The sequence below is a fragment of the Frankia sp. R82 genome, from assembly GCF_023716925.1.
In the GTDB taxonomy this organism is placed as follows: Bacteria; Actinomycetota; Actinomycetes; order Frankiales; family Frankiaceae; genus Frankia.
The window spans coordinates 1-26,236 of the sequence record NZ_JAMQQG010000047.1; the positions used below are offsets into that span (position 1 = coordinate 1).

Consider the following 26,236-nt stretch of genomic DNA (forward strand, 5'->3'; position numbering starts at 1 on the left):
CCCGCCCGTCGCGCGAGCGGTCGTCCCGGCCGCGCCACCTGCCACTCCGCAACAGGCCGCCACTCCGCAACAGGCCGCCGCCCCGCCGGCCCAGCCCGCGCCCGCGTCGACTGCGGCGACCTTCACCAACCTGGCGACGGGCTTCTGCCTCGACAGCAACAGCAGCCAGTCCGGCTATGCGCTGACCTGCAACGGCACCGACTACCAGCGGTGGAAGACGTACGGCTACGGCCAGGTCGCGTTGACCGACCTGGCGACCGGCTACTGCCTGGACAGCAACGCGGTGGGAAACGCCTACACCCGCGGCTGCCAGAACACGACCAGCCAGCAGTGGCGGACGGCCGACGCCGGCTACGGCACGGTGACCTTCACCAACGTCGCCACCGGACGTTGCCTTGACAGCGGTTCCGACGGCAGCCTCTACACACTTGCCTGCAACGGCGGCTCGTATCAGCGGTGGGCCCGTGGTTGATCTTCTCCGGGAGCACCGCACCGCCGTTGTACTGGTCCTGTCCGGTCTGGTGGCGCTCGTCCTGCTGGTCGTGTTCGGGCAGTGGTTCTCCCGAACCCGGGGCTGGCGGCGGACCATCGCCCACCGGTGCCGGCAGTTCGCGGGCGGCCTCGGTGACCTCGGCCGGCTGGCCGCCGGCCCGTACCGCTACCGCCGGGACGTCCGTGTCGTCGCCAGGCTGCTCGCGGACCCCGGACTCGACGAGGATCCGTGGGCCGCGGTCCCGCTCTCGGACGGGTTCCAGGACCGGGATGATCCGCCCGCCTCGGCGTACTGCCCGGTCGCGATCGGCCTGAGCCACGGGACGGGAGGCGTTCTGGCGCTCCTGGACCTGGCCGCGCTTTCGGCCGTGGGCACGATCGACGGACCGCCTGGGCCGTCCCGGCGGCTCGCCGCGGCGATCGCTGCCCAGCTCGCCGCCGGCGTGCCGGCCCCGACCGGCGTCCGGGTGCTCGTCGCGGACACCGTCCTGCCCGGCTTCGGCGGTCCGACGCTGGGCGACGCGCTCGATCTGCTCGACCGGACCGCACCGCCGGCCCCGGCCCCGGTGCGCCCGGACGGTGCGAACCTGCCCACCGTGCGGACCGTGCTGATCTGTGCGGCGACGTATTCCGAGGAAATGACCCGGGTGAGCGACCTCACCGAGCGACTGGACGACCTGCGCGTCATCGTCGTGGGCCGGCACCCGGGTTCTCGCTGGCGTCTCGAACTCGACGACTACGGGCGGATCACGGCTCCCGAGCTGGGTCTGCAGGCGGACGGTGCCCCGCTCGAACGCGGCCTCGGTCGTGCCCTGAAACAACGCGAACGGCTCCGGCGGCGACCGGCATCCCCGGTGCCCACAGTGGCGAGCACCATCTCGCCCGTAGACCCTGTAGGCCCCGCAGACCCCGCAGACCCCGCAGATCCGGACGAGCCGTTCCCCCCGGGCCCGGACGACGGCGACAGCAGCCGGCGCAACCCGGCTGGCCGGAATGAGCCCTGTGCCTCGCCCGACCCTGACGGACCCGATGACCGCTCCGCCGGCCCGGGCAGCCCGAGTGGCCCGCACAGTCCGAGCGGCCCGCACAGTCCGAGCGGCCCGCACAGTCCGAGCGGCCCGGGCAGTCCGGGTGGCTGGGCACCGACGGATCCCGGCGAACTCGCCGAGCCGGAGCCGGCCGGGAGCCACGGCCGGCAGGCCGCAGCGGCAGGCGATGGTCGGTCGGCCGCGGTGGTCGCGGGCGCGAGCACGGGTGCCATCTCGACGCCGAATGCGGGGATGTCGGGGGCGGGGATGGCGGGCGGCGGAACGACGGGTGGCGGACACGTGAAGGCGGATGGATGACAGCGGACGTCGCGCTGACAGTGCAGGTCGGCGGCGACGGTCCGGCCGGCCCGCCGCACTCGTACCCGCTCCTGCCGTCCGCCGAGGTCCCGGGCCGCCTCGGCACCGATGCGGAGGGCGTCGGTGACGTGCTGGTGCGCGTGCGGCCCACCACCTCCGTCGGGGACCTTGCCGCCGGCCTGGCCGATCCGGCCCCCGTCTGCTTTCTGGGCACGTCACCCCTCGACCCGGACGCCACGGTACGTGATAGCGGGATCACGGGTGGCCAGCGGATCGGTCTCGGTGCCCCGGCACCACCGGTCGCCCCGCTGGCCCCACCCGCGCGTCCCGCCAGGCTGTTCGAGGTGCGGGTCGTCGGTGGTCCGGACGCGGGGCGGATCTGGCGGATCGGTGTCGGCGCCCACGACATCGGTGCCGGCCTGGGCTGCGCGATCAGGCTCACCGATCCCGGGGTCCCCGCCCTCGCGGGGGTGCTGCACATCGGGCGCGGCGGTGACACCTGGCTGACCGAGCCGGCGGCTCAGGGCGTCGACCCGACGCGGCCGCGACCTCCGCAGCTTGGCGTCACCGACCATCATCGCGCGGCGACGAAGGTGGAGCGACGCGACCAGCCGTGGCCCTCGCCGGCCCCGGACTGGCCGCCGTTCGGCCCGCAGGCGCCGGGATCGGTCCAGTGGGGGGTCGGCGAGGATCTGGTGGTGGGGCCGGTGCTGCTGCGCCTGGCCGAACGCTTCGAGCCGGACGCCGCCATCACGCCGTCCGAGGACGTGCTGGGGCTGGACTTCAACCGGCCGCCGCGGATCGTGCCGCCGCTGCTCACCTCCCGCCAGCGTTTCCCCGGTCCGCCGACGCCGCCGGCCCGCCGGCCCGTCCCGCTGCTGCTCATGCTGGCGCCGATGGTGCTGGGCCTGGCGTTCGTCTGGTTCTTCCACTCCTATTTCTTCCTGGTCATCATGCTGTTCAGCCCGCTGATGGCGTTCGCGAACTGGAGTCAGGACCGGCGCAGCGGCCGACGTCGCTACCGGGCGGAAGCCGCGCGGTACCGGACGAGCCGCGCCGCGGCCGAAGCGGAGCACGGTGCCGCGGTCCGCGCCGAGCGCCGCGCCCGCTGCGACGCGTCTCCCGACCCCGCGATCGTCGGGCTCACCGCGACCGGCCCCGGCCGGCGGCTGTGGGAACGACGGCGGACCGACCCGGACCATCTCGTGCTGCGGGTGGGCACACTCGACCAGCCGTCCCTGATCGAGGTGGACGACCCCGCACTCGACCACCACGACCACCGGCTGCGCTGGAACGTCCCCGAGGTGCCGCTCGCGCTGGATCTCGCCGCCCTCGGCGTGGTCGGTGTGGCCGGTGCACGGTCCATCGTCCACGCGCTCGGGTGCTGGCTGCTGTCCCAGTGCGCCGTGCTGCACAGTCCACGGGACCTGCAGATCGTCGTTCTCACGGACCCGGCGGGCCGGTCGAGCTGGGAGTGGGTGCGCTGGCTGCCGCATATGCGTCCGGGGGAGGATCTGGTCGGCGCGCCGCCGGTGCTGATCGGTAACGACCCCGAGACGGTCGCGCACCGGGTCGCCGAGCTGCAGGCGCAGATCCGGGCCCGCACCGAGGCGCGCGGTTCGGCGCTCGGGCCGGTGATGTTCGCCCAGCCGGACATCGTCGTCCTCGTGGATGGGGCGCGGCGGCTACGGGACGTGCCGGGCATGATCGGGGTGTTGACCGACGGGCCGGCCGTGCGGGTGTTCGCGATCTGCCTCGACACCGAGACCCGGCTGCTGCCCGAGGAGTGCGCGAGCGTCGTCGTCTGCGAGCCGGACGGGCTCGCGGTGCGCCGTAGCGACGTGCCCGAGCTGGTCGGGGTGCGCCCGGATCTGGTCAGGGCCGACTGGTGCGACCAGGTCGCCCGGGCGCTCGCCCCGCTGCGTGACATCACCCCGGTCGCCGCCGACGGCCTGCCCGACCAGGTGCGCCTGCTGGAGGTTCTGGGCCTTACGGCTCCCGACCGGCCTGCCCCACCCGACCCCGCGCTGATCGCCGAGTCCTGGCTGGCCCGGCCGGCCTCGACCCGCTTTCCGGTGGGTGTCGGCTTCGACGGGCCGGTCCTGCTCGATCTGGTCCGCGACGGCCCCCATGCGCTGGTCGCAGGCACGACCGGCGCGGGCAAGTCGGAGCTGCTGCAGACGCTCGTCGGCGCGCTCGCCGCCCACAATCGTCCGGACGAGCTGGTGTTCGTCCTGGTCGACTACAAGGGTGGCAGCGCCTTTCGAGGCTGCGCCCGGCTGCCGCACACCCTGGGGATGGTCACCGACCTCGACCCGGCGCTCGCGGTGCGGGCGCTGGAGTCGCTGGCCGCGGAGCTGCGCCGGCGTGAGGAACTGCTCGCCGCCGCCGCGGCCAAGGACATCGTCCACTACCGCGCGCTACGCACCCGCGATCCGCAGCTGCCCGCGCTGCCCCGACTGATGCTGGTGATCGACGAGTTCGCCACACTGGCCCGGGAGGTCCCCGACTTCATCCCCGGGCTGGTCAGCCTCGCGCAACGCGGCCGGTCGCTGGGCATCCACCTGGTGCTGGCGACCCAGCGGCCCGCCGGGGTGGTGACCGCGGACATCCGGGCCAACACCAACCTGCGCATCGCCCTGCGGGTGACCGACCCGATGGAAAGCACCGATGTCATCGACACCCGGGACGCGGCGTTCATCGCAGCGTCCACGCCGGGACGGGCGCTGGCCCGGCTCGCCCACCGGTCGACGGTGCTGTTCCAGACCGCCTACTGCGGCGCGCCGGCGCAGGACACCGACGGGCCGGGGCCGCAGCCCGGCAACCCCGGCGAACCGGTGACGGCCGTCGCCCTGACCTGGACGTCGTTGGGCCGCCCGGTGCCGCCGAGGGCGAACCCCGGCGACCTGGTGTCCACCGACCCGTCCAGCGAGGACGAGCTGGCCCCCACCGATCTCGACGTGCTCGTCGACCTGATCCGCGCGGCTGCCGAGCGCACGGACTACCAGGCCCAGCCGAGTCCCTGGCTGCCCGCGCTGGGGCAGCGGGTGCTGCTCGACGAGCTGCTCGAGCGCTGCGGCCCGCACGCGGTGCCCTATGCGCTGGAGGACGTGCCGCACCGGCAGGCCCAACGACCGGTGTGCTGCGACCTGACGAGCTTCGGGCACCTGTTCGTCGTCGGGGCACAGCGGTCCGGACGGTCCCAGGTGCTGCGTACCCTCGCCGGCGGGCTCGCGCGCGCCCATTCCTGCGCCGACGTCCACCTGTACGGCATCGACGCGGCCGGCGGGGCACTGGCCGTGCTCACCGAGCTGCCGCACTGCGGCGCCGTGGTGACGGGTTCCGACCTGGAACGCCTCGGCCGGCTGTGCGACCGTCTGACCTCGGAGCTCTCCCGCCGCCAGGAGCTGCTGGCCCGGTACTCGTGCGCGGATCTCGCCGAGCTGCGCGTCGCCATGCCCGCCGCCGAGCGGCCCGCCCATCTGGTGCTGCTGGTCGACGGCTGGGACTCGCTGGCCGCGACCCTGCCCGAAAGCGACGGGGGCTGGCGCTACGAGGCGCTGCTCACCGTGCTGCGTGAGGGCACCGGCGCCGGCATCCACGTGGTCGCCACCTCTGACCGGGGTCTGCTCGCCGGGCGCGCCGGCGGGCTGAACGACCACCGCATCCTGCTGCGGATGGGCGAGCGCACCGACTACAGCACGATCCGCATTCCGGCGCAGCGCATCCCCGCCCAGGTGCCGCCCGGACGCGGCTGGCGGTCGGTGAACCAGGCCGAGCTCCAGATCGCCCTGCTCGACCCCGACCCGTCCGGCCAGGCGCAGGCTGCCGCGCTACGTCAGATCGCCGTGCGGGCCGCGGCGCGCGACCGGGAGCTCTCCGCCGAGCGGCGCCCGGCCCCCGTCGCCGCGCTGCCGGGCGCGCTGACCTTCGCCGACGCGATCGCTCGCGTGCCCGAGACCGACCGGCGTCCGCTGCGGGCACTGCTCGGGCTCGGCGGTGACGAGGCGGCGCCGCTGCTGCTCGACTTCGCCGGCCGGGCGCACACCTTTCTCGTCGCCGGCCCGCCCGGGTCCGGGCGCAGCAACACCCTGGCCACGCTCGCGGTGTCGCTGCTGGCCGGGGGCACCAGCCTGGTCGTGCTCACCCCGCGGGAGTCCCCGTTGCGCCGGCTGGCCGCGCACCCGCAGGTCACCCTGACCGGCCCGGAGGTTCTCTCCGGCGAGCAGCCGCTGGTCGTCGAGGGGCCGGGCGTCCTGCTCGTCGACGACGTGGACCTGTTCGGGTTCACCTCCCCGCTCGAACCCGCCCTGCGTGCCATCGTCGCGTCCGGGCGTGACCGCGGGGTGGGGCTCGCCTACGCGGGCAGTGGCGAGGTGCTGTCCCAGTCGATCAGCGGCTGGCTGGGGGAGGCCCGGCGCTCCCGGCAGGGGGTGCTGCTCGCCCCGCAGACGTCCCTGGAGGGCGACCTGGTGGGCACCCGCATACCGGTGAGCCTGCTGCGCGGCGGGGTCCGCCCGGGGCGTGGCTACGTCGCCGACCAGACCGGGACGCTGCGCGCCATCACCATCCCGCACACGGTGCTCAAGTAGCCGCCTGGTGCCTGGTGCCTGGTGCCTGGTGCCTGGTGCCGGCCGGTGCCGGCCGGGGAGGGGGCCCGGCCGGCACCCGGACCGGGCCCGCTTACGCGTCGGCGGGCGGCTTGGCCAGGCTGGAGTCCATCACCTGCAGGTTCTGCGCGATGGCCTGGAAGCTCTGGGCGAACTTCGGAATGTTCTCGATCGCGCTGGTCAGCGAGGCGTTGAACTCGGTGTACTGGGCGGTCATCACCGGGCTTGCCTGCCGCATCCACAGGCCGCCCGCGCTGGTGAGCAGCTCCGTCACCTGGCCCTGCAGTCGGGTGAGGGTCGCGGTGATCTCGGTGCCCTCGTTGGTGAGCCGGGCCGCGACCGTGTTGACCTGCGCGTAGTCGACGTCGATATCGGGCATGAGCGGTGGTCTCCCTTCAGGAGCTGCTGATCGCCGCGTCCATCGCCTGCAGCTGCGAGACGATGTTGTTGAACTGGTTGGCGAAGCTGGTGATGTTGTTCACGGCTGCGGTGACGGAGGTGTTGAAGTCGAGGTACTGCTTCTGCAGGACCGGGCTGGACTTCACCAGCCACAGGCCGCCGCCGCTGGTCAGCAGCGCCGTCACCGCCGACTGCAGCGAGGTGAGCTTCGGGACCGTCTCGGCGACGGCGGCGTTCAGCGACGCGGCGACGGCGTCGATGCTGGCGTAGTCGATCGAGATGTCGGCCATGGGCCGCTCCTTGCGTTCGGGGTCCGGCGTGGGCCGGACGGCGCGGGTCCGACGGCGGTCAGGTCACTCGTTGACGGGGGTGTAGGGGTCGTCCGGCGGCGGCGGGTCCTCGTGGGAGGACTTCGTCCACCGGTCCTTGTTCGGGTCGCCGGTGTAGACGTCCGTGCCCTTCGGTCCGGTGACGGTCTTCGTGCCGGTGCCGTCGGGGTTCACGGTCACGTCGGTGGTGGTCGTGTCCCCCTGGGGATCTACGGTGACGCTGTGGTAGGCACCGTTCTGGCCGGGGGTGACCGTCGTCATGGTGGTGCCGGCGTCGGTGGTGCTGGTCACCACGGTCGTGTGGTCATCGCTGGTGGCCTTGTGGATCACCTCCTTGCTGCCGTCCGCGTGGGTGACGGTGGTCGTGTAGTCGACGTTGTCGATCTTTCCGTCGCCGTTGTAGTCCTGGTAGGTGTAGGTGGTCGTCTCCGAGTAGGACAGACCGTCCGCGGTGTGGACGGTGCTTGTCTCGGTGACGACCCGTCCGGCCCCGTCGACCTGCTGGGTGCCTGACGTGATGGTTCCGTCCGGTGAGGTCACGCTGGTGGGCGCCGCGCCGGGGTCCTTCGGCGGGGGTCGGTCGGGGCCCCACAACGGGATGGTGGCGGTCCGCAGCACCCCGTTCTCGTCGTAGTACTGGTAGGTGATGACCTTGTCCTTGGAGTCCTGGTACTGCTTCCAGGCGTTCTCCTCGGCCTGCCACTGGTCGATCTTGGCCTGCAGTCGGGCGGCGTTCACCTTGGTGGCGAGGTCGGAGTCCCCTTCGGAGAACACCGTGGCGACGCTGCCGAGCAGGTCCGCCAGGTCGTCCAGCTTCTGCATCGCGTCCTGGAACGGCTTGTGGCAGGTGGCGTAGAACGCGCTCAGTGCGGCGAACAGCGTCGGGTCCCCGACGGCATCCGAGCCGACCTCGCCGTTGGTGCTGACCACGGAACGTCCACTGACGACGTTGACGTCCGTCTCGATCTGGCCGCGCAGGCTGCGCAGGCTGGTCGCCAGCCGGTTCAGCAGCCCGTAGTCGATCACGAGATCGGCCATGGCCGCTCCTGTCCGCGATGACGTCCCGCTCCGGTACTGGCCGTCCGGCTTCCACCACCTACTACGTGCCGGGAGCCCCGGACGGTTCGCCTGCGCACCGGGCGATGAACCCTGCCGCGGCGCGGATGCGTCTGCCAGAGGGGGGCCTGTGCCGGTGGGGCCTGTGCCGGTGGGGTTGGTGCCGGTGGGGTTGGTGCCGCGGAGGATGCCGGGAGGCGACGATGCCACGACCGACCGACTGGTCACCGTTGGGACTGCAGGGTGATCCCACTCCCGGCGACCCGGAGGCCCTGGTCGCCGTCGCCGACTTCATGCACGCCATGGCCGCCAATGCCGACACTGCCAGGACCGGGCTTGAGCAGGTCGTCTCGTCGACCGGGGACGGTGCCTTCGTCGGGAAGACCGCGGACTGGCTGCGGGACACCGTCTCCACCGCGATCCGGGACTTCATCGGCGGGGTGAGTGACGCCTTCGGGCAGACCGAGCCGGCCGTGCGCAGTTACATCGTGACGCTGCGCGAGGCGCAGTCCCGCGCCGACCAGGCACTGGGTGAGGCCGCCGGGCTGGCCGCGGACGACACCTCCCGCCGGGCCACCCTCGCGGACGACGCGACCCGGGCCGGCTCGGATCTCACCACGGCCGCCCGCTCCGCCGCCGGGACGATCCGCTCGGCCCGCGACCACATCCACTCGCCGAACCCGAAGAAGTCCGCGTGCGAGCGGTTCTGGGAGATCTTCGGCTGGATCGTGCTGGCGATCTCGGTCGTGGCCATCTTCACCGGCGGACCGATCGGCCTGATCGCTCTCGGACTCGGCGCGATCATGGCGGTCAAGGCCGTGGTCGACTTCGTCGAGGGCAAGACCAACATCGCCGGGCTGCTGCTGGGCCTGCTCGGCATGCTCGGCCCGTCGACCAAGCCGCTCATCGCGCTGTCCACCCTGAAGAGCATCGCCAGCGCCACCGCCAAAGTGATCAAAGACGGCCTGCGTTCGGTGGGTACCTCGGTCGCGAAGATCGGCGCCGGTTTCTGGGAGATCGCTTCAACGATGAACGTCCGTGCGGTGGTCGCAGGCGTCGTCGACATCGCGACCACGGTGGCCAGCACGATCCGTGATGGCGGCCTGTGGGTGTTCCGTGCTTTCACCACCGCTGACGGCCTCGCTGTGAGGGGCGTAATCACGCTGCGCGACTTTGTCGTGTCCGCGCCGGCGGCCTCCGTGGATCTGCTGCGTTCGATCGCGAAGGCGGGCGGCACGCTGCCGGCCGCACTCGCCACCAGCGTGCAGGCCATCCCCGGGTTCGCGCGCGATGTCGTCGACCTGGCCGGCCGCGGGCTGCGGGCGGTGCCCCGAGTGCTGAGCAACGAGTTCGGCCAGTGGAAATGGTTGAAGATCTTTCTTCCACTGGACGGCACGGAGATCGGCGTGCTCGGAGTGCACGACGCCTTCCGCCTCGCGGTGCTCGGTCGCGGTCTGGCACGTACCGGGCATTACGCGGGCCTCGTCGACCAGGTGAAGCTGGCACAGCTCGCCGGTGGGTCGCTGCGGGTCAGCGACGGCATCCTGCACGGGGTCAACCCGCCCGAGTCCGGCCTGACCCACACCGAGTCCGGCCTGCTCGTCCCGCACCCCGAAGCGGGGGTCTCTGCCGTCCAGACGCATCTCGGCGATGGCGTTTCGGCAGCCCAGCTGACCGAGGGCGCCGGCCTCGCCGCGGGACACACCCTGGCGCCGCACGCCGGTGCGCTGGCCACGGGCCTGCCGGCCACCACCGCGCTGCCACATGGCATGTCCCTGGCCGCGAACCTGGGGAGCGCGCCGGCGGCGCACCCGGGCGGCCTCGTCACCGCCGGCGGTGACCTGGCCCAGGTGAGTGTCACGGGGGCGCACTCCGGCCTCGGTGATCTGTCCTCACCGGCCCGGCTCGCCACGCACCACGCCGGTGATCTGCCGGCCACCGGCCTGCCCGAACTGCGCGCGGCGCTGGGCGGCGACATCACCGCGGTGAAGCTGACCGACAGCCGGGTCGCGTTCAACCTCGGCGCGGGCGACGACGGCCGGATCGTGATCGGCTCCGGTGCCGTGAACCTGCCGGCCGCCTCCTCGGTCTCCACCTCGGTCTCCTCCTCGGCCATTGGGGGCCTCGGTGGCGTCGGCCACGGGGGGCAGCTGGCCACAGCGCACCCGTCCGCCGCCGGGGCCAGTCACGCGGACCTGTCGGGGGCCACCCACCTGACACCGGACCCCCTGACACCGGGCCACCTAACACCGGGTCACCACATACCGGGCAGCCTGACGCCGGGCGGCGCGGTGCACGATGCCGCCGGCTCGGTTTCGCTGCCGGGATCAGCCTCCGCACGGGCCTCGGCCCACCCTCCGACGACGGTGGTCGCCGACGCTGGCGCCGGCTCGGCCGCGCCCACATCGGTGGCCGGGTCGGGGGCGCTCCTGGGCACCCGGGCGGCGACGGCCGGCCCGGTACCGAGTGACGCACCGGTCGAGCTGATCATCGGTGCTGGCGGTGTGGAGATCCGCGGCCAGGCGGCGGCGCCGTCGCCGCTCACGTCAGGCGGCGGCCGTGGCGTGCCCACCGACCAGGTCGGCGGGGCAGCTCCACTCGGCCGGGAGACTGCGTCCGGTGGCACGGCTCAGGCCGGTGGCCTGGTGTCCCGCGGCGGGCCCGCGGGCCAGTCGACGCGCGACGCCCTTGCCCTGCTGGCCGTGCCACCGCCCTCCGCGGGGCGCTCGGCCGTCACCGCGGTCCCGGACGGGGTGAGCGCCAGACTGACCGAACCGTCCGGGGCCGGGATTCGTGGCCCGCAGTCACGGCTCGACACGGCCGGTGTGTCGACAGCGCGGTCATCGCAAGCGGCGCTGTCACCGGCGGTGGTGCGGCCCGATCCGGAGACGGCCGGGGCGGCGTCGTCGGTGCCGCTGGCCGAGCACGCCGAGCAGGCCGGCGGCCACGGGCTCGACGCGGCGTTCGACGCGGTCGTCCGCAACACGGCGGCGGTGCGCAACGCGCGGGAGCACCTGGCTGCCGCCCCGTTCACCAGCGCCGCCAGCCCGGCCGAGAAGGCGCTGAACGTGGCCCGGGCCGAGCGCAGCCTGCGGGCCGCCGAGTCGTTCCACCAGCGGACCATCGCCGACCTGCAGGCACGGGGCGTGTCCGACCCGGTCGCCGCGGCCGGCGAGCACGCCTGGGCGCAGTTCCGGATCGCCGAGACCCGGCTCGCCGAAGCCCGGGCGGACTATCAGGTTCTCCACCCGGGCACCCGTCCGCTCGGCGCGCAGGCATCACCCGCGGCCAAGGGAAAGCCGAGCGGCACCTCGGCTCAGCTGGCGTCCGAGAGCAGGCTGCGGGACGCCCTCGCCGGCTTCACGGCCGCGGAGCACCGCCTGCACGACCTGGAGCTCGACGTCAGCCGGCTGCGGGCGGCGGACAACGAGGCGCTGCGACTTTCCCTGATCGAGCACCCCCGGCTGCCCGGCGGCGCCCGGCGCCCGGAGAGCCTCGCGAATCTTCCTCTCTCCGACGGGCTGCGGTTCGAATCCACCAACCCCGGTGAGCTCTGGGGCCGGCTCGCCGGTCAGCCGAACGGCAGGAGTCTGGAAGGGCCGATCACCTATCCCGGCCATGGGGGGTTCCGCGTCACGGACCAGCAGAATCCGGCCAGGTTTCGCGAGTACGACGACGAAGGGGCCCTGGTCGCGTACGGAGGCGGGATCGATCTCGTCGGCCCGCAGGGCCCACACAGCCCCCGCAGCCCCCACGGCCGCCTCGACGTCGACGCCGCGCCGGCGACGCTGCACCTGCCGGGAGGAGAGAGCCGGCAGGTCGACTACGTGCCGGACAACGGCAGCCACCTGATCACGAGTCTGGGTGGCGACGGTACGCAGTGGCGTTTTGGTGAGGATGGTGCTCTGACTGGTTTCGTGATGCCGGCGCGAAATGTGCCGTGGGCTCCGGACAGCCGGTTTGAGGTGAACATGGCGGATGAGTCGGCCACGCTGCGCCGGGCCGGGGATGATATTCAGGATTTTGGCTATGAGTGGCGAGACGGTGCGCATTGGTTCATGGGTGCGAACGATGCGTGGCTGCGTTTTGGTGAGGATGGCGGTCTGACTGGTTTCGAGATGCCGGTGCGGAATCTGCCGGGGGTGGCGGCCGGTCGGTTGGAGGTGGATTTCACGGGGCAGGAGCCGCGGGCGTGGCTGCACCGTGACGGTGTGCGGGGTGAGGAGTTCGGTTATGTGTGGCGGGATGAGGGCCATCTGATCACGGGCCCGGGTGGGGATGGCTCGTGGTGGCGGTTCGGCGGCGTTGGTGATGCGGCTGGTTTCGAGATGCCGGTGCGGAATGCGGCGGGGGTGGCGGCCGGTCGGTTGGAGGTGGATTTCACGGAGGAGGGGGCGCGCGCATGGTTGCACCGTGACGGTGTGCGGGGCGAGGAGCTCGGTTATGTGTGGCAGGACGGTCATCAGGTGATGACCGATCAGGTGAACGGTGTGTGGTCCCGGTTCGATGCACAGGGGGATCTGGCCGCATGGCGAACCAGGGCCACCAGCCTCCACGGCGCAGCGGACGGTACGGCGGAGATCAACCTGGCGGCGCAGACCGGTAACCACATGCACGCCGGTGGCGGCCAGCGTGCGTGGAACACACTGGCCGCGGAGGAAGACGGTGTCTTCCGGCTTGGCAACGCAGCGGGCGACTGGCAGCGGATCACCAGCGACGGCAGGATCATCGAGGAGTCCTTCACACTGCGAGATGCGCGCGGATATCTCGACACCACCCGGATCCACGCCCGGCGGGACGAGCACGGCACCGTCACGATGCAGCTCCTGAACGCCGACGGGAACAGCCAGGTGCCGAACACCAGCGTCCGGTGGGACGACAACGGCTACCGCGTCAGCCACACCAACACGACGGCTCACGGCACCGACCACCAGGTGTTCGACCTGGATGGAACGCTGCTGTCGGAGAAGATCGCCTACCTGACCAGGAAGGGGACCAGCGACCACACCTACCTGCAGGTCGATCACGCCACGCACACCTGGACGCGGACGAACGCCCAGGACGTCCGGCTCGCGGGCCAGGCCGAGGCCCAGGCTGCAACAGCTCGGGCCGCACAGCCGACGCCGCACGGCTACAACAGCGGCGGCTCCGTGACGGTGAAGCCGAACGGCGACCTCCAGCTCGTCGGCGCCGACGGGACGCCGTTCTACTGGCGGGAACATCTCGGGCCCGACGGAGCCGGCGGGCACCCCGTCCTGGAGGTCTTCCGGGACGAGCAGGGCGGGAGATACTGGCACCAGTGGACCGGCGCCGACCATGGCCAGCTCGGCGCCCACACCGCCCGGGGAACCAGGCGTTTCGAGGACCTTCCGGAGGGCCGGCTGTGGAAGGACTACCGGCACCGCACGCCGTGGGATCCGGCGGTGCGGGAGTACCGCAAGGCCGCCGACGGCGGAATAATCCGGGCCGAGAGCCGGCCCGACGGGTCGTGGCGGTGGTTCCGTTATGACAAGAGCGGTGCGCTCACCGTCGAGGGGACGCGCGACCGGCTGAGCCTGGGGCGGGGTTGGCAGGACATCCCGACCGCCCCGAACGCCGGCGGTGTCGCCCAGCGGTACTGGTCCGCGGCCAATCTCTTCCCGGACGCGTTGCACTACCGGGAGCACGCCGTCGGTCGTGCAGAGAACGGCGGCTTCGAGGCGACCGCCGCCTACAAGGAGTTCTCGCCGCAGATCAAGGACACCGGGACCCGCGAGACTGTCCAGAACAACCACACGCTGGAAACCGTACGGTGGGCCGAGCAGCGGCCGCCGCAGTTTCTCTGGAAGAGTCTGGGTAGGGTCGACTTCCACACGTCGGGCCAGATCCTCGGCGACAGCCGGTACCAGGTCTTCCACTGGACGGAGCGAACCGCCAACGACGTTCGGGTGGCCGATGGGATCCGGGCGGTCACTCCCGACGGATCGTTCTCCGACTTCACCCGGCAGGGTGACTTCGTCCGAGGGGCAGTCAAGCTCGAGAACGGCAACACGGTGGAGATCGGCCGTGATGCGAACGGGGCATGGGCCTCCCTGGTCGACAACCCGAACCCCACCGGGGCTCGGGAGCTGAACTGGCGGGAGATCGACTCCAACAAGACGTTCGCCCAGGGCGGCACCCGGTACTTCCTCCCCGACGGACGGAACTGGGTCGACGTCCAGACGCACGAAGCAGGCAACGTCCCCGTGCCACCACAGACCGCGCGCTACACCCACGCGGACGGCAACGTGACGCAGATCGTCCGTCCGACGGATCGGCCGCCCTTCGAGCAGGCCCAGCTGCAGGCACAGCCGTTCACCCCGGCGGTCACCGGCGCGACGATCACGCGGAACACGATGGGCCAGATCGTCAGCCGGCAGGAGCGCTGGTGGGCCGACCGGCCACCCACGAACGGCCAGGCAAACCCGGCGGACATCACGGTGCAGGCCACCGGCGACTCCCGTTCCGGTGACTGGCGGTGGACGGACGAGGCCGGCCGGAGCGGAATCCGCCGCAGCGGGCGCAACACCCGGTGGACCGGGGCGTGGGACGACTCCTATCAGGACTTCCACCTCGAGCCCAACGGCCAGACGCCCATCCGCGACCTGCGGGCGCTGGACAAGGGTCGGGCGGTGTTCGCGGGGCGCCAGGACGATGGGACCTGGCATTCCGAAATCCGCGACGCCAAGGGGGAGAGGGTCGGCGGCAGCACCGCCAAGCGGGAGTTCCGCCATGGCGGCCAGTGGCGGGAGCGGCCCCCGGCCGGAACCGATCGCGTCCGCTGGCGCGACGTCAGCACCACCACCGGCCGCATCCTGCGCGAACTGGCCGACGGCCGGGTCCGGGTGTACGTCACCGAGCGCCCGAAGGACCTGCCGCTGGGCAGCGGCGAGTGGAAGGAGTACGACCAGGGCGGCGTCTTCCGTGAGCGGGTGCACAAGGGAAACGACGTGTACCGGGAGTCGGAGTCCTTCCACAAGCAGTGGCGCGAGACCGACGCGGGCGGCCGGCTGCTGCGTTTCCGCTCCCTGTCCGGCGCGGTGTGGGAACGTGGGCCGGTCCGTTGGTCGATCCAGCACGCGCATTTCACCCAGGTGGGCCGGGAGTTCGAGTACCGGGGCTGGGCCAGTGAGTTCCGTGGCAGAAACCGGATGTGGCGGGAGTCGAACCGCCTGCAGTACACGGCCACCGACGGTCTGATCGGTACCTTCCAGAGTTCGTGGGTGCAGACGGCGCAGAAGATCTCGCTCGACTTCGCCCAGGACTTTGTCATGGACTTCACCGTCCAGGCCCTGGTCGCCCTCGCCTTCAACAACGGCGACCTCAACCCGCAGGACTGGTACCGCGCGCTGCTCGGCGCGGGTGTCGCCAGCGGAGTCAAGGGCCTCAGCGGTCTCGCGCACGACCGGCCGGGGCTTGGGCTCAAGGGGAAAAAGGACGGGTTGGCCAACGTCGACAGCGGTAAGGACTTCAACCGCAATCCCTACAACCACGACAAGTTCTGGGACAACGACTGGGCGTCCACCGAGAACCCGACCCGGTGGCGGCAGGCCACCTACGACTACTTCGTGGGCACCATCGCGGTGGGTTCCCTCTCCTCGTTCGTCGCCAACGCCGTCAACGCCGCGGTCTTCGGCCTGCCGCACGACTACATTCCCCTGCACGGCGGCCAGGCCGCGCTCGCCGGCGGGTGGGGTGCCGCCGGTTCACTGATCACCGGTTCGGCCTTCGGTAGCATCCGTACCTTCGGTCACCTCCTCGGCTCCGGGCGCTACTTCCACAAGGGCGGAGTTCCCGACCTCTTCCTGCAGTTCACCGAACGGTTCATCGAACGGACGGTGGGAGCGGCCCTGCTGCTCAAGGCGACGGGCCTGCGTCCGCAGGACAACGTGCCTGCACCGGAATCCGCGACGATTCATCGTGTTCTCTCCCCGACGACGGTCCTGGCTCCGCTTCCCCTGCCGGCCGGGGCCGGAGGGGACGGCTGAGCGGGAGCGGCTGCGCGGGGCGGTGCGAGCCGGGTGCGAGTGTGCGGGTGCGCCAGGGGCCTCGAGGTGTCGGGCGGGATGAGCGGGACGAGTGGGAGAGCGGATGCGCAGGGTGCGGGACGGCCAGCGGGGCGGCCTGGCGGCCGGGGAGGCCGGTCTGGCCCCGGCGGGACCCGCGGCCCCGGCGGGACCGGCGGAAGTGCGGGTCGGGGCGGGCGGATTCGCGTCCATCGCCGCGGCGCTGCGGGCGGTGCCGGCCGGCACCGCGCTGTCGATCGCCCCCCGCCGTGATCCGGAGCGGCTGGTGCTCGACCGGGACGTGCACCTGAGCGCCGAGAACGGACCGGGCACGGTCTGGCTGTCGGGGGACGGTCCGGCGATCGTGCGCGCCGCCGTCTCGATGCGCGGGATCGGGCTGCTCGGCGCCGACCCCGCCGAGGCCGTTCTGGCCGTCGTCGACGGCGTGGCCGAGCTGACCGACTGCGCCTTCGTCGGCGGTCGGATCGAGATCGCCGGTGGCACCGCCCGCCTGCGTACCTGCCGGCTTTCCGGGGCGTCCCTGGCCGGCCTGCACGTGCTGGGCGACGGGGTGGCCTCGCTCGAGGACTGCGTGATCGAGGCCGTGGACGGCACGGGGATCGTCGCCGCGGGAACCGCCGTCCTCGACCTGACCGGCACGCGGGTCAGCCGGGTCAGCGGCTCGGGACTGCGGCTGCGGTCCCACGCGACACTGCGAGCCCGGGACTGCGAGATCGCGCAGGCCGAGCGCAGCGGCCTGCTGATCGAGGAGGAGGCCACCGCGGACCTGCTCGACTGCCTGGTGTGGCAACCCGGTGGTGAAGGGGCCCGGATCCTGGGCGCCGCGTCTCCCACCGCGGCAGGGGAGCCGGAGCAGGCCGGTCGCGTCCGGCTGGTGGCGTGCGAGATCGTGCGCGCGGGTACCGACGGGGTGCTGGTGGAGGGCGGCTCCGGCGTGACGCTCACCCGGTGCCGGATCCGGCGGTCCGGCCAGGCCGGCGTGGTCGTCCTCGGCGAGGCCGAGGCGCGGCTTGCGGACTGCGAGATCGACGCCGCCGGCACGAGTGGCCTGGTCGCCCGGGGCGATGCCCGGCTGTGGGGCAGCGGCGGGGCGGTGCGGGCCAGCGCGGCGAACGGGGTGTTCGTGACCGACGCGGCGTCGGCCGAGCTGACCGGTCTCGTCGTCGAGGACAGCGGGTTCAGCAACGTCCATCTCGGCGCGGACGCCCACGCCACGCTGTCCGGCGGTCGGCTGCGGGGGACCCCCGAACACGGCCTGCACGTCGCGGGCGCCGCCGTCGCACGGCTGTCCGAGGTGACCGTCGACGGCAGCGCCATGTCCGGCATCCAGGTGGACGGTACGGCGTCACTGGTCGCCGATGGCTGCGCGCTCGACCACGGCGGCATCGGGCTGTCGGTGGCCACCGGGGCGTCCGCGCGGTGTTCGGATTGTAAGATCACTGGCGCTGACGGGGTCGGCGTCCAGATCGCCGCGGGTGCCGAGGTGAACCTGCGGGCCTGCCGGATCGGACGGACCGGGGCGGCTGGGGTGGTGCTGGCCCGCGACGCCAGGGCGAGTCTGGACGACTGTGAGATCACGGATGCCGCCGGCTCGGCCCTGGTGGTGTGGACCGGTGCGGATCCGCAGGTCCGCGCCACGAGGCTGCGCCGGTCGGCGAAGAACGGCCTGTTCGTCGGGGCCGGCGGGGCCGGCACGTTCACCGACTGCGAGATCTCCGGTTCCGCGTTCCCGGCCGTGCATGTGGGCGAGGGAGCTCGGCCGCGGCTGACCGGGTGCCGGGTGCTGGACTGCGAGACGGACCTGAGCCTGGCCGACGGCGCCGAGCCGGTGTTCGACCGCTGCGAGGTCCACGGCGTGCGCGACGCACGCCTGCCCGGCGCCGGCGCCGGCGCGAAGGAGGCCGATCCTGGTGCGAGGACCGAGGAGGGCGAACAGCCGGCGGAGCGTCTCGAGGACCTGCTCGCCGAGCTCGCCGAGCTGGTCGGCCTGGAACGGGTCAAGCAGGACGTCGGCGCCCAGGTCAAACTCATGCGCATGGTCCGGCGCCGGCAGGAGGCCGGCCTGCCCGCACCGCCGCTGAGCCGGCATCTGGTGTTCGCGGGCAACCCGGGGACGGGAAAGACAACGGTGGCGCGGCTCTACGGACGCCTTCTCGCCGCGCTCGGCGTCCTCGAACGCGGGCATCTCGTCGAGGCCGACCGTTCGACGATGGTGGGCGAGTATGTGGGCCACACCGCGCCGAAGACCCAGGCGGTCTTCCAACGGGCGCTCGGCGGCGTGCTCTTCGTCGACGAGGCCTACTCGCTCGTCCCGTCACATGCCGGCAACGACTTCGGCCAGGAGGCGATCGCCACCCTGGTCAAACTGATGGAGGACCACCGGGACCGGGTGGTGGTGATCGTAGCCGGTTATCCGGCGGAGATGGGCCGTTTCGTCACGTCCAATCCTGGTCTTGCCTCCCGGTTCTCCCGGGTCATCACCTTCGAGGACTACACCGGCGCGGAGCTCACCCGGATCGTGGCCGCGCAGTGTCGTCAGCACCAGTACGAGCTGCCCGACCCGACTACCTCGGCCCTTGAGGCCTATTTCGCGGCCCTGCCCCGCAGCCGCGGCTTCGGTAACGGCCGGCTGGCCCGGCAGCTGTTCCAGCAGATGACGGAGAACCAGGCCCAGCGGGTCGCCGAACTCGACGCGCCGACCACGGATGACCTGTTGCGGCTTGACCCGGCGGATCTGCCCACGGCGGCGGCCGACGCCTGAGGGCCGGGCTGCGAAACCACGATCACGACCAGCCGGAAACGAGGGAATGAACGGGACCTGTCCGGCCGATGTGGCGCCCCTGAACGTATCGAGGCATGAAATATCGCTTATATCAAGCATTGCGCGAATCGCGTATTCTGCCGCTGTGTCGCGGAGCGGGCACGCCAGGCGGTCGAGGTTGGTCCCCGGTGAGGAGGTCCTGGAGATGGCGGACCCACTCACCGCCAGCGAGACCCCATCGGGCGAGCGGGCTGTCGCCATCGTGCGGGCGCTGTTCGACGAATGTGCCGCCGATCTGCACCGCTACGCCCGGCGGATAGGTCCTGACGATGCGGGTCGCGCGGAGGACCTGGTACAGGAGACGTTCCTGCGGGCCTGGCGGCACCGCGAGGAGCTCGCCGCCCACGGCAACGCGCGTGCCTGGTTGTTCCGGGTCGCGCGCAACCTCTCCGTCGACTGGCACCGCCGGCAGGCGGCGCGGCCCAGCGAACAGCGCCTGGCGCCCGGCGACGACGCGCTGCTGGCCGATTCGGCGGTGGCGGATGCTCTCCATGCCGTGCTGCTGCGGGTGGAGCTGGTCCAGGCGTTGCGCACGCTGTCCGATGCCCACCGCGAGACCCTCGTCCACCTGCACTGTCTCGACCGCACCCAGCTGGAGACCGCCGGCCTGCTCGGCGTGCCGCTGGGCACGGTCAAGTCCCGCCGGCACGTCGCCGTGCGGGAGATGCGCGGGCAACTCGTCCAGCGCGGCCTGGGCGGAATCGACGGCAGCTGACCTGCAGTTCGCGGGAGCCCACCGGCGGTTCGCGGAGGGTGCGGCCGAGTCGAGGGCAACGGGGACGAAACCCACGGGCCATACGGTGGCAGGGCGCAGATCCGAGGGAGCGTGCGGCTGGCCGAGCCCGCCGCCAGGATGGAGGTTGTGACCGTGAGCAGTGCCCGGCCCGTCCAGGTCCCCGAGGTCCGGCCCGCCTCCACCCGGCCCGTGCCGCCGCTGCCAGCCGAGTTCGGGGTCTTCTCGGTCGACGCGGAACAGTCGGACACGCTGGATGTGCACAACCTCGTCGCGTTCTACCGCCAGTACGGGTTCGTGGTGCTGCGCGGCCTGCTGCCGGTGGATCTCGTCGACCGGATCGAGGTCGAATGCACCCGGGCGCAGCGGGCGGTGCTCGAGGGCACGGTGCCCGAACGGTACGGCTCCACCCAGTACCTGGACGCGCGCTTCGTCGAGGCGGCGGCTCCGGACGGCAGCCCGGCGGGGTCAGCCGGCAGTCCGGCGGGGTCAGAGCCGTACGTGAACTACGTCGAGCACGTCGAGGAGCTCTCGCCCGCGGTGCGCACGGCCGCATCACATCCGCTGCTGGTCACAGCCCTGCGGGCACTGCTCGGCGGTGAGGTCTGGACCCTCGGCGACGCCGGCTCCGGCGTGATCTACCAGGACGCCCGGCCCGGCCGCGAGTCCGGCTACACCCGGATCGGCTGGCACTCCGACTGGCAGGCCATGCCGAGCCTGGACGTCTGGCCCGGCGCTGCCTTCACCATCCACGTGGACGAGACCAGCCCCGCCAACGGCTTCCTGCGGGTCGTCCCGGGCTCGCACCGCTGGGCGACGCCGCCGCCCTACCGCAACATCAACAATGCCCCGGTACCCGCGGACGCCCGCCCGGCCGGCGGCTACACCGACACACCTCCGCCGTTCCCGATGCCGCTGGGTTTTGAGAAGGTCCCCGGCGAACTCGCCCTCTACGTCGACCGCGGCGACGTTCTGCTGCACGACGCCTACCTGTGGCATGCCGCCGCCCGCGCCACCGACGACACCACGATTCGCCGCCACGTCCGTTCCGGCTACTACGCCGGCGACCGCACCAGCTACCGCGAGCAGTTCGTCAAGAACGCCGCCCGCTAGCGAGCTTTCGTGGATCGGGGGCCTGCCGCCGGCAGGGTCCGAAGCCTGGTCGCTGGGCGCGGTCACAGTCGGGCTGAGCGACCGAGCTTCACCAGGTGACCCCGAACCCGGCAGCAACCAGGCCGCGAGACGCGCACATGGCGGCAAGACGGTGCGATTTGTCGATGTCCGGGGCGGCCGGAGACCGCTGGTTTCGACGGCCGATCTCGTCGCCGTCACGGGCCGTTGCCGGCGTCGGCGGGCCTGGTGGGGCGGATGGGTCCTTCTACAGGAATGAAACAGACAAAATTTCGGTTTGACCCCTGTAGAAGGACCACGTTGATCGACACGCCCGGGATTGTCTCGACCTGCCGAGCCATTCTGGTCACGTTGTGTCACGCTGGTCGCCGGATGCTGGTCGCCGGTGCCGGGTGGCTACCTCCGGCCCCGGAGGATGCACCCGCAGTCACCCCCGCACCCCCGCACCCGGCACCCGGCACCCGGCACCCGGCACCCCAGCGCCCGGCGCCCCAGCGCCCGGCCACAACCGGAAACGTTCATGGACGGCGCACTAGCCGTTCTGGTCGGGAGCGGTGCGGTTGACCAGCAGGTCGAAGGCGGTCTGGACGGCGCGGGCCTCGTCGGGGGTGAGGGCGCCGAGCACGTCGGCCAGCCAGTCGCGGCTGTGGCAGAGCGCGGCCGATGCGGCGATGCCGTCGGCGGTGGCCACGATCAGCTTGACGCGCCCGTCGGTGGGATCGGAGCGGCGTTCGACCAGGCCGAGCTCGATGAGGCGGTCGACCTTGGCGGTGAGGTTGGACGGATCGCAGCCGAACTGTGCGGCGAGGTCCTTCATCGACGACGGTCTGATCGCCGCGAACCCCAGGACCCGGGCCTGGGCGAGGGTCAGCCCGGCCCGCTGGGCGGCGGTCTCGAAGTCGAGCAGGTAGGCGCCGACGAAGTCGAGCATCGCCCGGCGGATCTCGGGAAAGCGACCGCGGGCGATCTCGCCGGTCAGCGTCTCCCCGGTGAAGGACGGCCGCGTACCCACCCGCCCACGATACCTGAGACCCTCCATCAACTACTTGACGCTCTCAGGTAATTACTTGAGACTCTCATGTGGTTGGTCTCCGGGTGAGGCCTCGACGAAGGGGTTTTTCATGATCACAGAGTCGTCCTCCAGGCCGCCGCGGTCGGCGTCGGACGTGGTTGGCAAGAGTGTCGAGCGACAGATCGAGGAGGTGGTGGCCGCCTACGTGCGCGCCGCCGACCACCGGGACGGATCGGCGATGGCCGCCCTGTTCACCGAGGATGCGGTGGTCGAGATCTACTACACCGGCGACGGCGGTCGCACCCCGCTCGGCAGCGTGCGGACAGCGGCCCAGATCGGGCAGGCGGTCGCGGGCATGATGGCCCCGCACCCGCCGCGCGGCTGGAGCCACCACACCACGTTCAACCACATCGTCGACGTCGACGGTGACACCGCCACCATCGACGTCCAGTTCCTGGTCCACAACGTGGTCGGCCGCGCCGAGCCCGCGGGCGGCTGGCCGCCGGACGCGGTGGGCGCGCAGGGGACCATCACTGCGATCGAGTCCGGCTACAACCGGTCCACGCTGCGCCGCGTCGAGGGCCGATGGCTGATCGCCAGGCATGTGATCAGCCACGACCTGCCCTACGCGTTCCCCCGGGGCTGAGCCCCGATGCGAGCTGTCCGCCGGACGGCACCCGACCCCGACGGGCTGCTCACCGGCATCCGGATCGACGACCGCGACCAGCCGCCACCCCCGGACGGGTGGGTGACCGTGACACTGCGATGCGCGTCGGTCAACCACAGCGACCTGGCCGCCATCCGCGGGTACGGGTTCGATCCGGCCGGGCCGCCGCGAGTGCTCGGCTCGGACGGTGCGGGCCTCGACCCGGACGGCAACGAGGTCATCGTCCATCCCATCCTGGCGGCGGCGCGGTACCCCGACCCGATGCTCGATCCCGGCCTGCGGATGCTGTCGCAGGGCATCGACGGCACCTGGGCCGAGCGGGTCCAGGTGCCCTACGCCAACCTGGTGCCGAAACCGCCGGAACTGACCTGGGAGCAGGCCGCGTGCCTGGGTACCGCCTGGCTGACCGCCTACCGGATGCTGTTCGGCCGCGCCTGTCTCACGCCGGGGGAGACGATCCTCGTGCAGGGCGCCGGCGGCGGCGTCCCGACCGCGCTGATTCGCCAGGCGGTGGCCGCCGGACTGCGGGTGTGGGTGACCAGCCGCGATCCGGACCGCGGTCGCCGCGCGGTCGAGCAGCTCGGAGCACATGCCGCTTTCCCGTTCGACGCCGCGTTGCCCGAACCCGTGGACGCGGCTCTGGACTGCATCGGTCAGGCGACGCTGGCGCACTCGTTGCGCTCGGTCCGCCCCGGCGGACGTGTCGTGACCGCCGGCGCCGTGACCGGCGCGACCGTCGGCATCGACCTGGCCGACCTGTTCGTCCGGTCGGTCTCCCTGCACGGCAGCGCGATGGGCACCCCCGCCGAGCTGCGAGCACTCGCCCGGCTGTGCGCCACCACCGGCGCCGTGCCCGTGATCGACAGTGTCTGGCCCCTCACCGATGCCCGCCCGGGTATCGCCCGGGCCTTCGCCGGCCAGCAGTTCGGCAAAATCGTCCTACGCTGCGACCAGTGACCCCCAGGGGGCCTCGTCCGCCGGGACGATCAGGCCAGGCCAGGCCAGGCCGGGGCGCTCGGGCCGGCCGTCCACCTGGTCCGCGCGGCACGTCGGGTCAGAACAGGAAGTAGCGCTGGGCCATGGGGAGTTCGGTGGCGGGGTCGGCGTCCACGGGGTCGCCGTCGATGAAGACGGTGAAGGTGTCGGGGTCGACGCGGATGTCGGGGGTGGCGGTGTTCTCCGGCAGGTCGGCCTTGCCGCGGCGGCGCACGTCGGCGACCGGGACGACCGGGGTGGCCAGACCCAGGCGTTCGGGCAGGCCGTCCTCGATCGCCGCGGGGGCGACGAACGTCAGCGACGTCGCCGCCGCCGGGCCGCGCGCCGCGCCCCACATCGGGCGGGGCAGCACCGGCTGCGGGGTGGGGATGGAGGCGTTGGCGTCGCCCATCGCGGCCCAGGCGATGAAGCCCCCCTTGAGTACCAGCGACGGGCGGACGCCGAAGAACGCCGGGTCGTAGAGGACCAGGTCGGCGAGCTTGCCGGGTTCGACCGAGCCGACGTGGGCGTCCAGGCCGTGGGCGACCGCGGGGCAGATCGTGTACTTGGCGACGTACCGGCGGGCGCGCAGGTTGTCGGCGGCCCCGCTGCTGCCGCCGTCGCCGGGCAGGGCGCCGCGGCGGCGCTTCATGACGTGCGCGGTCTGCCAGGTGCGCAGGACCACCTCGCCGATGCGGCCCATGGCCTGCGAGTCGGAGCCGATCATCGAGATGGCGCCGAGGTCGTGCAGGATGTCCTCGGCGGCGATCGTCGACGGGCGGATCCGGCTCTCGGCGAAGGCGAGGTCCTCGGGCACGGCGGGGTTGAGATGGTGGCAGACCATCAGCATGTCGAGGTGCTCGTCGAGGGTGTTGACGGTGTGCGGGCGGGTCGGGTTCGTCGAGCTGGGCAGCACGTTGCCGGCCGCGGCCACGGTGATGATGTCGGGCGCATGGCCGCCGCCGGCACCCTCGGTGTGGTAGGCGTGGATGGCCCGCCCGGCGATGGCGGCCAGGGTGTCCTCGACGAAACCGGCCTCGTTGAGCGTGTCCGAGTGCAGCGCGACCTGCACGCCGGAGGCGTCGGCGACGCGCAGGCAGGCGTCGATCGCGGCGGGCGTGGTGCCCCAGTCCTCGTGCAGCTTGAACCCGGCGGCACCGGCCCGCAGCTGCTCCCACAGTGAGTCGTCGCTGACCGTGTTGCCCTTGCCGAGCAGGACGATGTTGACGGGGTGGTCGTCCATCGCGGACAGCACCCGGGCGAGGTTCCACGCGCCGGGGGTCACCGTGGTGGCCTTCGTGCCCTCGGCGGGGCCGGTGCCGCCGCCGATGAGCGTGGTGATGCCGGCGCCGAGCGCCTCGGGGATCTGCTGCGGGCAGATCAGGTGGACGTGGCAGTCGACCGCGCCCGCGGTGAGGATCTTCCCGTTCCCGGCGATGATCTCGGTGCCGGGGCCGATGACGAGATCGGGGTGGACACCGTCCATGGTATCGGGGTTGCCGGCCTTGCCGAGTGCGACGATCCGCCCGTCGCGCACGCCGACGTCGGCCTTGACCACCCCCCAGTGGTCGAGCACGACGGCCCCGGTGATGACCAGGTCGGGGGCACCCTGCGCGCGGGTGGCCAGCGCCTGTCCCATCGACTCGCGGATCACCTTGCCGCCGCCGAACACCGCCTCGTCCCCGGTGCCGGCAAGCTCGGGGCCACGGCTGCGATCCTCGGTGACCTCGATGAACAGGTCGGTGTCGGCCAGCCGGATCCGGTCACCCACCGTCGGCCCGTACAACGAGGCGTAACGGGAACGGTCCAGCCGGTTCACGGGCGCTCCTGCGGTTCGTCGCTGTGGTCACCAGCACTGCCGGCATGGCCGTCCAACGGGCCGGCGGACTCCGGACGCAGGCCTGGGACGATCCGGGCGCCGGCGAGCGGGACGAGGTCGACCTCGCGTTCGACGCCGGGCTCGAAGCGCACCGCGGTGCCGGCGGGGACGGCCAGGCGGTGGCCCCAGGCTGCCTCCCGGTCGAAGCACAGCGCCGGGTTCGCCGCCGCGAAGTGGTAGTGCGAGCCGACCTGCACCGGCCGGTCGCCAGTGTTGCGCACGACCACGGTCAGCACCGGGCGCCCCGGGTTCGTCTCGATGACGCCGGTGCCCGGCACGATCTCCCCGGGGATCACGGGATCGGCTGGTGGACGGTGACGAGCTTGGTGCCGTCCGGGAAGGTCGCCTCGACCTGGACCTCGGCCAGCATCTCCGGCACCCCCTCCATCACGTCCTCGCGGGTCAGCACGGTCCGCCCGGCGTGCATCAGGTCGGCGACGCTGCGGCCGTCGCGGGCGCCCTCGAGCAGGAAGGAGGTGAGGAGGGCGGTGGCCTCGGGATGATTGAGACGTAGCCCGCGGGCACGTCGTTCCCGGGCGAGTCCGGCTGCGACATGGATGAGCAGCCGTTCCTGTTCATGGGGGCTCAGCAGCACGAAGGCGAAGCCTAGCAGCCGGCGGGCGCAGGCCGGTCAGGTTTCGTCCGTGTTTCGTTTGGTGGTATTACCGGGGGGCCTGGTGGACGATGACCGGGGGCCGGCGAGAATGGAGTTACTGGCAATTCACACGGACGCGACTCGAT

General features: G+C 72.3%; 16 protein-coding genes. 9 read left to right on the forward strand and 7 right to left on the reverse strand.

The features are described 5' to 3' along the window. From ND747_RS12155 to ND747_RS12165, 3 genes are all read left to right on the forward strand, one after another. A partial coding sequence (locus ND747_RS12155; protein WP_251733632.1) for an RICIN domain-containing protein occupies positions 1–472 on the forward strand: 472 nt, incomplete at its 5' end. After that, positions 465–1,838, forward strand: coding sequence for a hypothetical protein (locus ND747_RS12160; RefSeq protein WP_251733633.1), 1,374 nt, complete (start codon positions 465–467; stop codon positions 1,836–1,838). The genes ND747_RS12155 and ND747_RS12160, both read left to right, overlap by 8 nt. After that, positions 1,835–6,430 (forward strand): FtsK/SpoIIIE domain-containing protein, encoded by a 4,596-nt coding sequence (locus ND747_RS12165; protein WP_251733634.1) that lies wholly within the window; start codon positions 1,835–1,837, stop codon positions 6,428–6,430. Before ND747_RS12160 ends, ND747_RS12165 begins: the two co-directional genes overlap by 4 nt. Before the next feature lie 91 nt (positions 6,431–6,521). Here ND747_RS12165 and ND747_RS12170 read toward each other — a convergent pair whose 3' ends face one another. From ND747_RS12170 to ND747_RS12180, 3 genes are all read right to left on the reverse strand, one after another. Beyond that, positions 6,522–6,827: a WXG100 family type VII secretion target gene (locus tag ND747_RS12170; protein WP_251733635.1), complete on the reverse strand. Its 306-nt coding sequence runs from the start codon at positions 6,825–6,827 to the stop codon at positions 6,522–6,524. Between the two features lie 16 nt (positions 6,828–6,843). Further along, a complete protein-coding gene (locus tag ND747_RS12175; protein ID WP_251733636.1) occupies positions 6,844–7,137 on the reverse strand; it encodes a hypothetical protein in 294 nt (97 codons plus the stop codon). A gap of 63 nt (positions 7,138–7,200) precedes the next feature. Continuing rightward, positions 7,201–8,214 carry a hypothetical protein gene (locus ND747_RS12180; protein WP_251733637.1) on the reverse strand — a complete coding sequence of 338 codons (1,014 nt, stop codon included), beginning with the start codon at positions 8,212–8,214 and terminating at the stop codon, positions 7,201–7,203. A gap of 221 nt (positions 8,215–8,435) precedes the next feature. Here ND747_RS12180 and ND747_RS12185 point away from each other — a divergent pair, with 221 nt between their 5' ends. The 4 genes from ND747_RS12185 (at position 8,436) to ND747_RS12200 (ending at position 20,944) form a co-directional block, all read left to right on the forward strand. Then, positions 8,436–16,238, forward strand: coding sequence for a hypothetical protein (locus ND747_RS12185; protein WP_251733638.1), 7,803 nt, complete (start codon positions 8,436–8,438; stop codon positions 16,236–16,238). A gap of 103 nt (positions 16,239–16,341) precedes the next feature. Then, on the forward strand, positions 16,342–19,038 hold the full coding sequence (locus tag ND747_RS12190) for a right-handed parallel beta-helix repeat-containing protein (RefSeq protein ID WP_251733639.1): 2,697 nt from the start codon (positions 16,342–16,344) through the stop codon (positions 19,036–19,038). 205 nt (positions 19,039–19,243) lie between these two features. After that, the gene (locus ND747_RS12195) at positions 19,244–19,813 is read left to right on the forward strand and encodes a sigma-70 family RNA polymerase sigma factor (RefSeq protein WP_251733640.1); all 570 of its coding nucleotides are present in this window, start codon (positions 19,244–19,246) and stop codon (positions 19,811–19,813) included. Positions 19,814–20,023: 210 nt separating this feature from the next. Beyond that, positions 20,024–20,944: a phytanoyl-CoA dioxygenase family protein gene (locus tag ND747_RS12200; protein WP_251733694.1), complete on the forward strand. Its 921-nt coding sequence runs from the start codon at positions 20,024–20,026 to the stop codon at positions 20,942–20,944. Between the two features lie 550 nt (positions 20,945–21,494). On the opposite strand, the gene ND747_RS12205 is transcribed toward ND747_RS12200, so the two are convergent. Continuing rightward, positions 21,495–21,974: a MarR family winged helix-turn-helix transcriptional regulator gene (locus ND747_RS12205; protein WP_251733641.1), complete on the reverse strand. Its 480-nt coding sequence runs from the start codon at positions 21,972–21,974 to the stop codon at positions 21,495–21,497. Positions 21,975–22,083: 109 nt separating this feature from the next. Here ND747_RS12205 and ND747_RS12210 point away from each other — a divergent pair, with 109 nt between their 5' ends. Both ND747_RS12210 and ND747_RS12215 read left to right on the forward strand, forming a co-directional pair. Then, a complete protein-coding gene (locus ND747_RS12210; protein ID WP_251733642.1) occupies positions 22,084–22,620 on the forward strand; it encodes a nuclear transport factor 2 family protein in 537 nt (178 codons plus the stop codon). A gap of 6 nt (positions 22,621–22,626) precedes the next feature. Further along, the gene (locus tag ND747_RS12215; protein ID WP_251733643.1) at positions 22,627–23,598 is read left to right on the forward strand and encodes a zinc-binding dehydrogenase; all 972 of its coding nucleotides are present in this window, start codon (positions 22,627–22,629) and stop codon (positions 23,596–23,598) included. Between the two features lie 97 nt (positions 23,599–23,695). On the opposite strand, the gene ND747_RS12220 is transcribed toward ND747_RS12215, so the two are convergent. From ND747_RS12220 to ND747_RS12230, 3 genes are read right to left on the reverse strand one after another with little or no spacing between them, the layout of a single operon-like run. Then, positions 23,696–25,435 (reverse strand): urease subunit alpha, encoded by a 1,740-nt coding sequence (locus ND747_RS12220; protein WP_251733644.1) that lies wholly within the window; start codon positions 25,433–25,435, stop codon positions 23,696–23,698. After that, positions 25,432–25,791: an urease subunit beta gene (locus ND747_RS12225; protein WP_308204610.1), complete on the reverse strand. Its 360-nt coding sequence runs from the start codon at positions 25,789–25,791 to the stop codon at positions 25,432–25,434. Before ND747_RS12225 ends, ND747_RS12220 begins: the two co-directional genes overlap by 4 nt. Continuing rightward, on the reverse strand, positions 25,788–26,090 hold the full coding sequence (locus tag ND747_RS12230) for an urease subunit gamma (protein WP_251733645.1): 303 nt from the start codon (positions 26,088–26,090) through the stop codon (positions 25,788–25,790). The genes ND747_RS12225 and ND747_RS12230 overlap by 4 nt, the downstream gene beginning before the upstream one ends. Between the last annotated feature and the right edge of the window lie 146 nt (positions 26,091–26,236).

What these genes read in the sequence shown, in the direction of transcription:
- ND747_RS12170 (WP_251733635.1), bottom strand. Translation starts at nt 6,827, where the DNA reads ATGCCCGATATCGACGTCGACTACGCGCAGGTCAACACGGTCGCGGCC.
- ND747_RS12165 (WP_251733634.1), top strand. Translation starts at nt 1,835, where the DNA reads ATGACAGCGGACGTCGCGCTGACAGTGCAGGTCGGCGGCGACGGTCCG.
- ND747_RS12185 (WP_251733638.1), top strand. Translation starts at nt 8,436, where the DNA reads ATGCCACGACCGACCGACTGGTCACCGTTGGGACTGCAGGGTGATCCC.
- ND747_RS12195 (WP_251733640.1), top strand. Translation starts at nt 19,244, where the DNA reads ATGGCGGACCCACTCACCGCCAGCGAGACCCCATCGGGCGAGCGGGCT.
- ND747_RS12175 (WP_251733636.1), bottom strand. Translation starts at nt 7,137, where the DNA reads ATGGCCGACATCTCGATCGACTACGCCAGCATCGACGCCGTCGCCGCG.
- ND747_RS12210 (WP_251733642.1), top strand. Translation starts at nt 22,084, where the DNA reads ATGATCACAGAGTCGTCCTCCAGGCCGCCGCGGTCGGCGTCGGACGTG.
- ND747_RS12180 (WP_251733637.1), bottom strand. Translation starts at nt 8,214, where the DNA reads ATGGCCGATCTCGTGATCGACTACGGGCTGCTGAACCGGCTGGCGACC.
- ND747_RS12190 (WP_251733639.1), top strand. Translation starts at nt 16,342, where the DNA reads ATGCGCAGGGTGCGGGACGGCCAGCGGGGCGGCCTGGCGGCCGGGGAG.
- ND747_RS12215 (WP_251733643.1), top strand. Translation starts at nt 22,627, where the DNA reads ATGCGAGCTGTCCGCCGGACGGCACCCGACCCCGACGGGCTGCTCACC.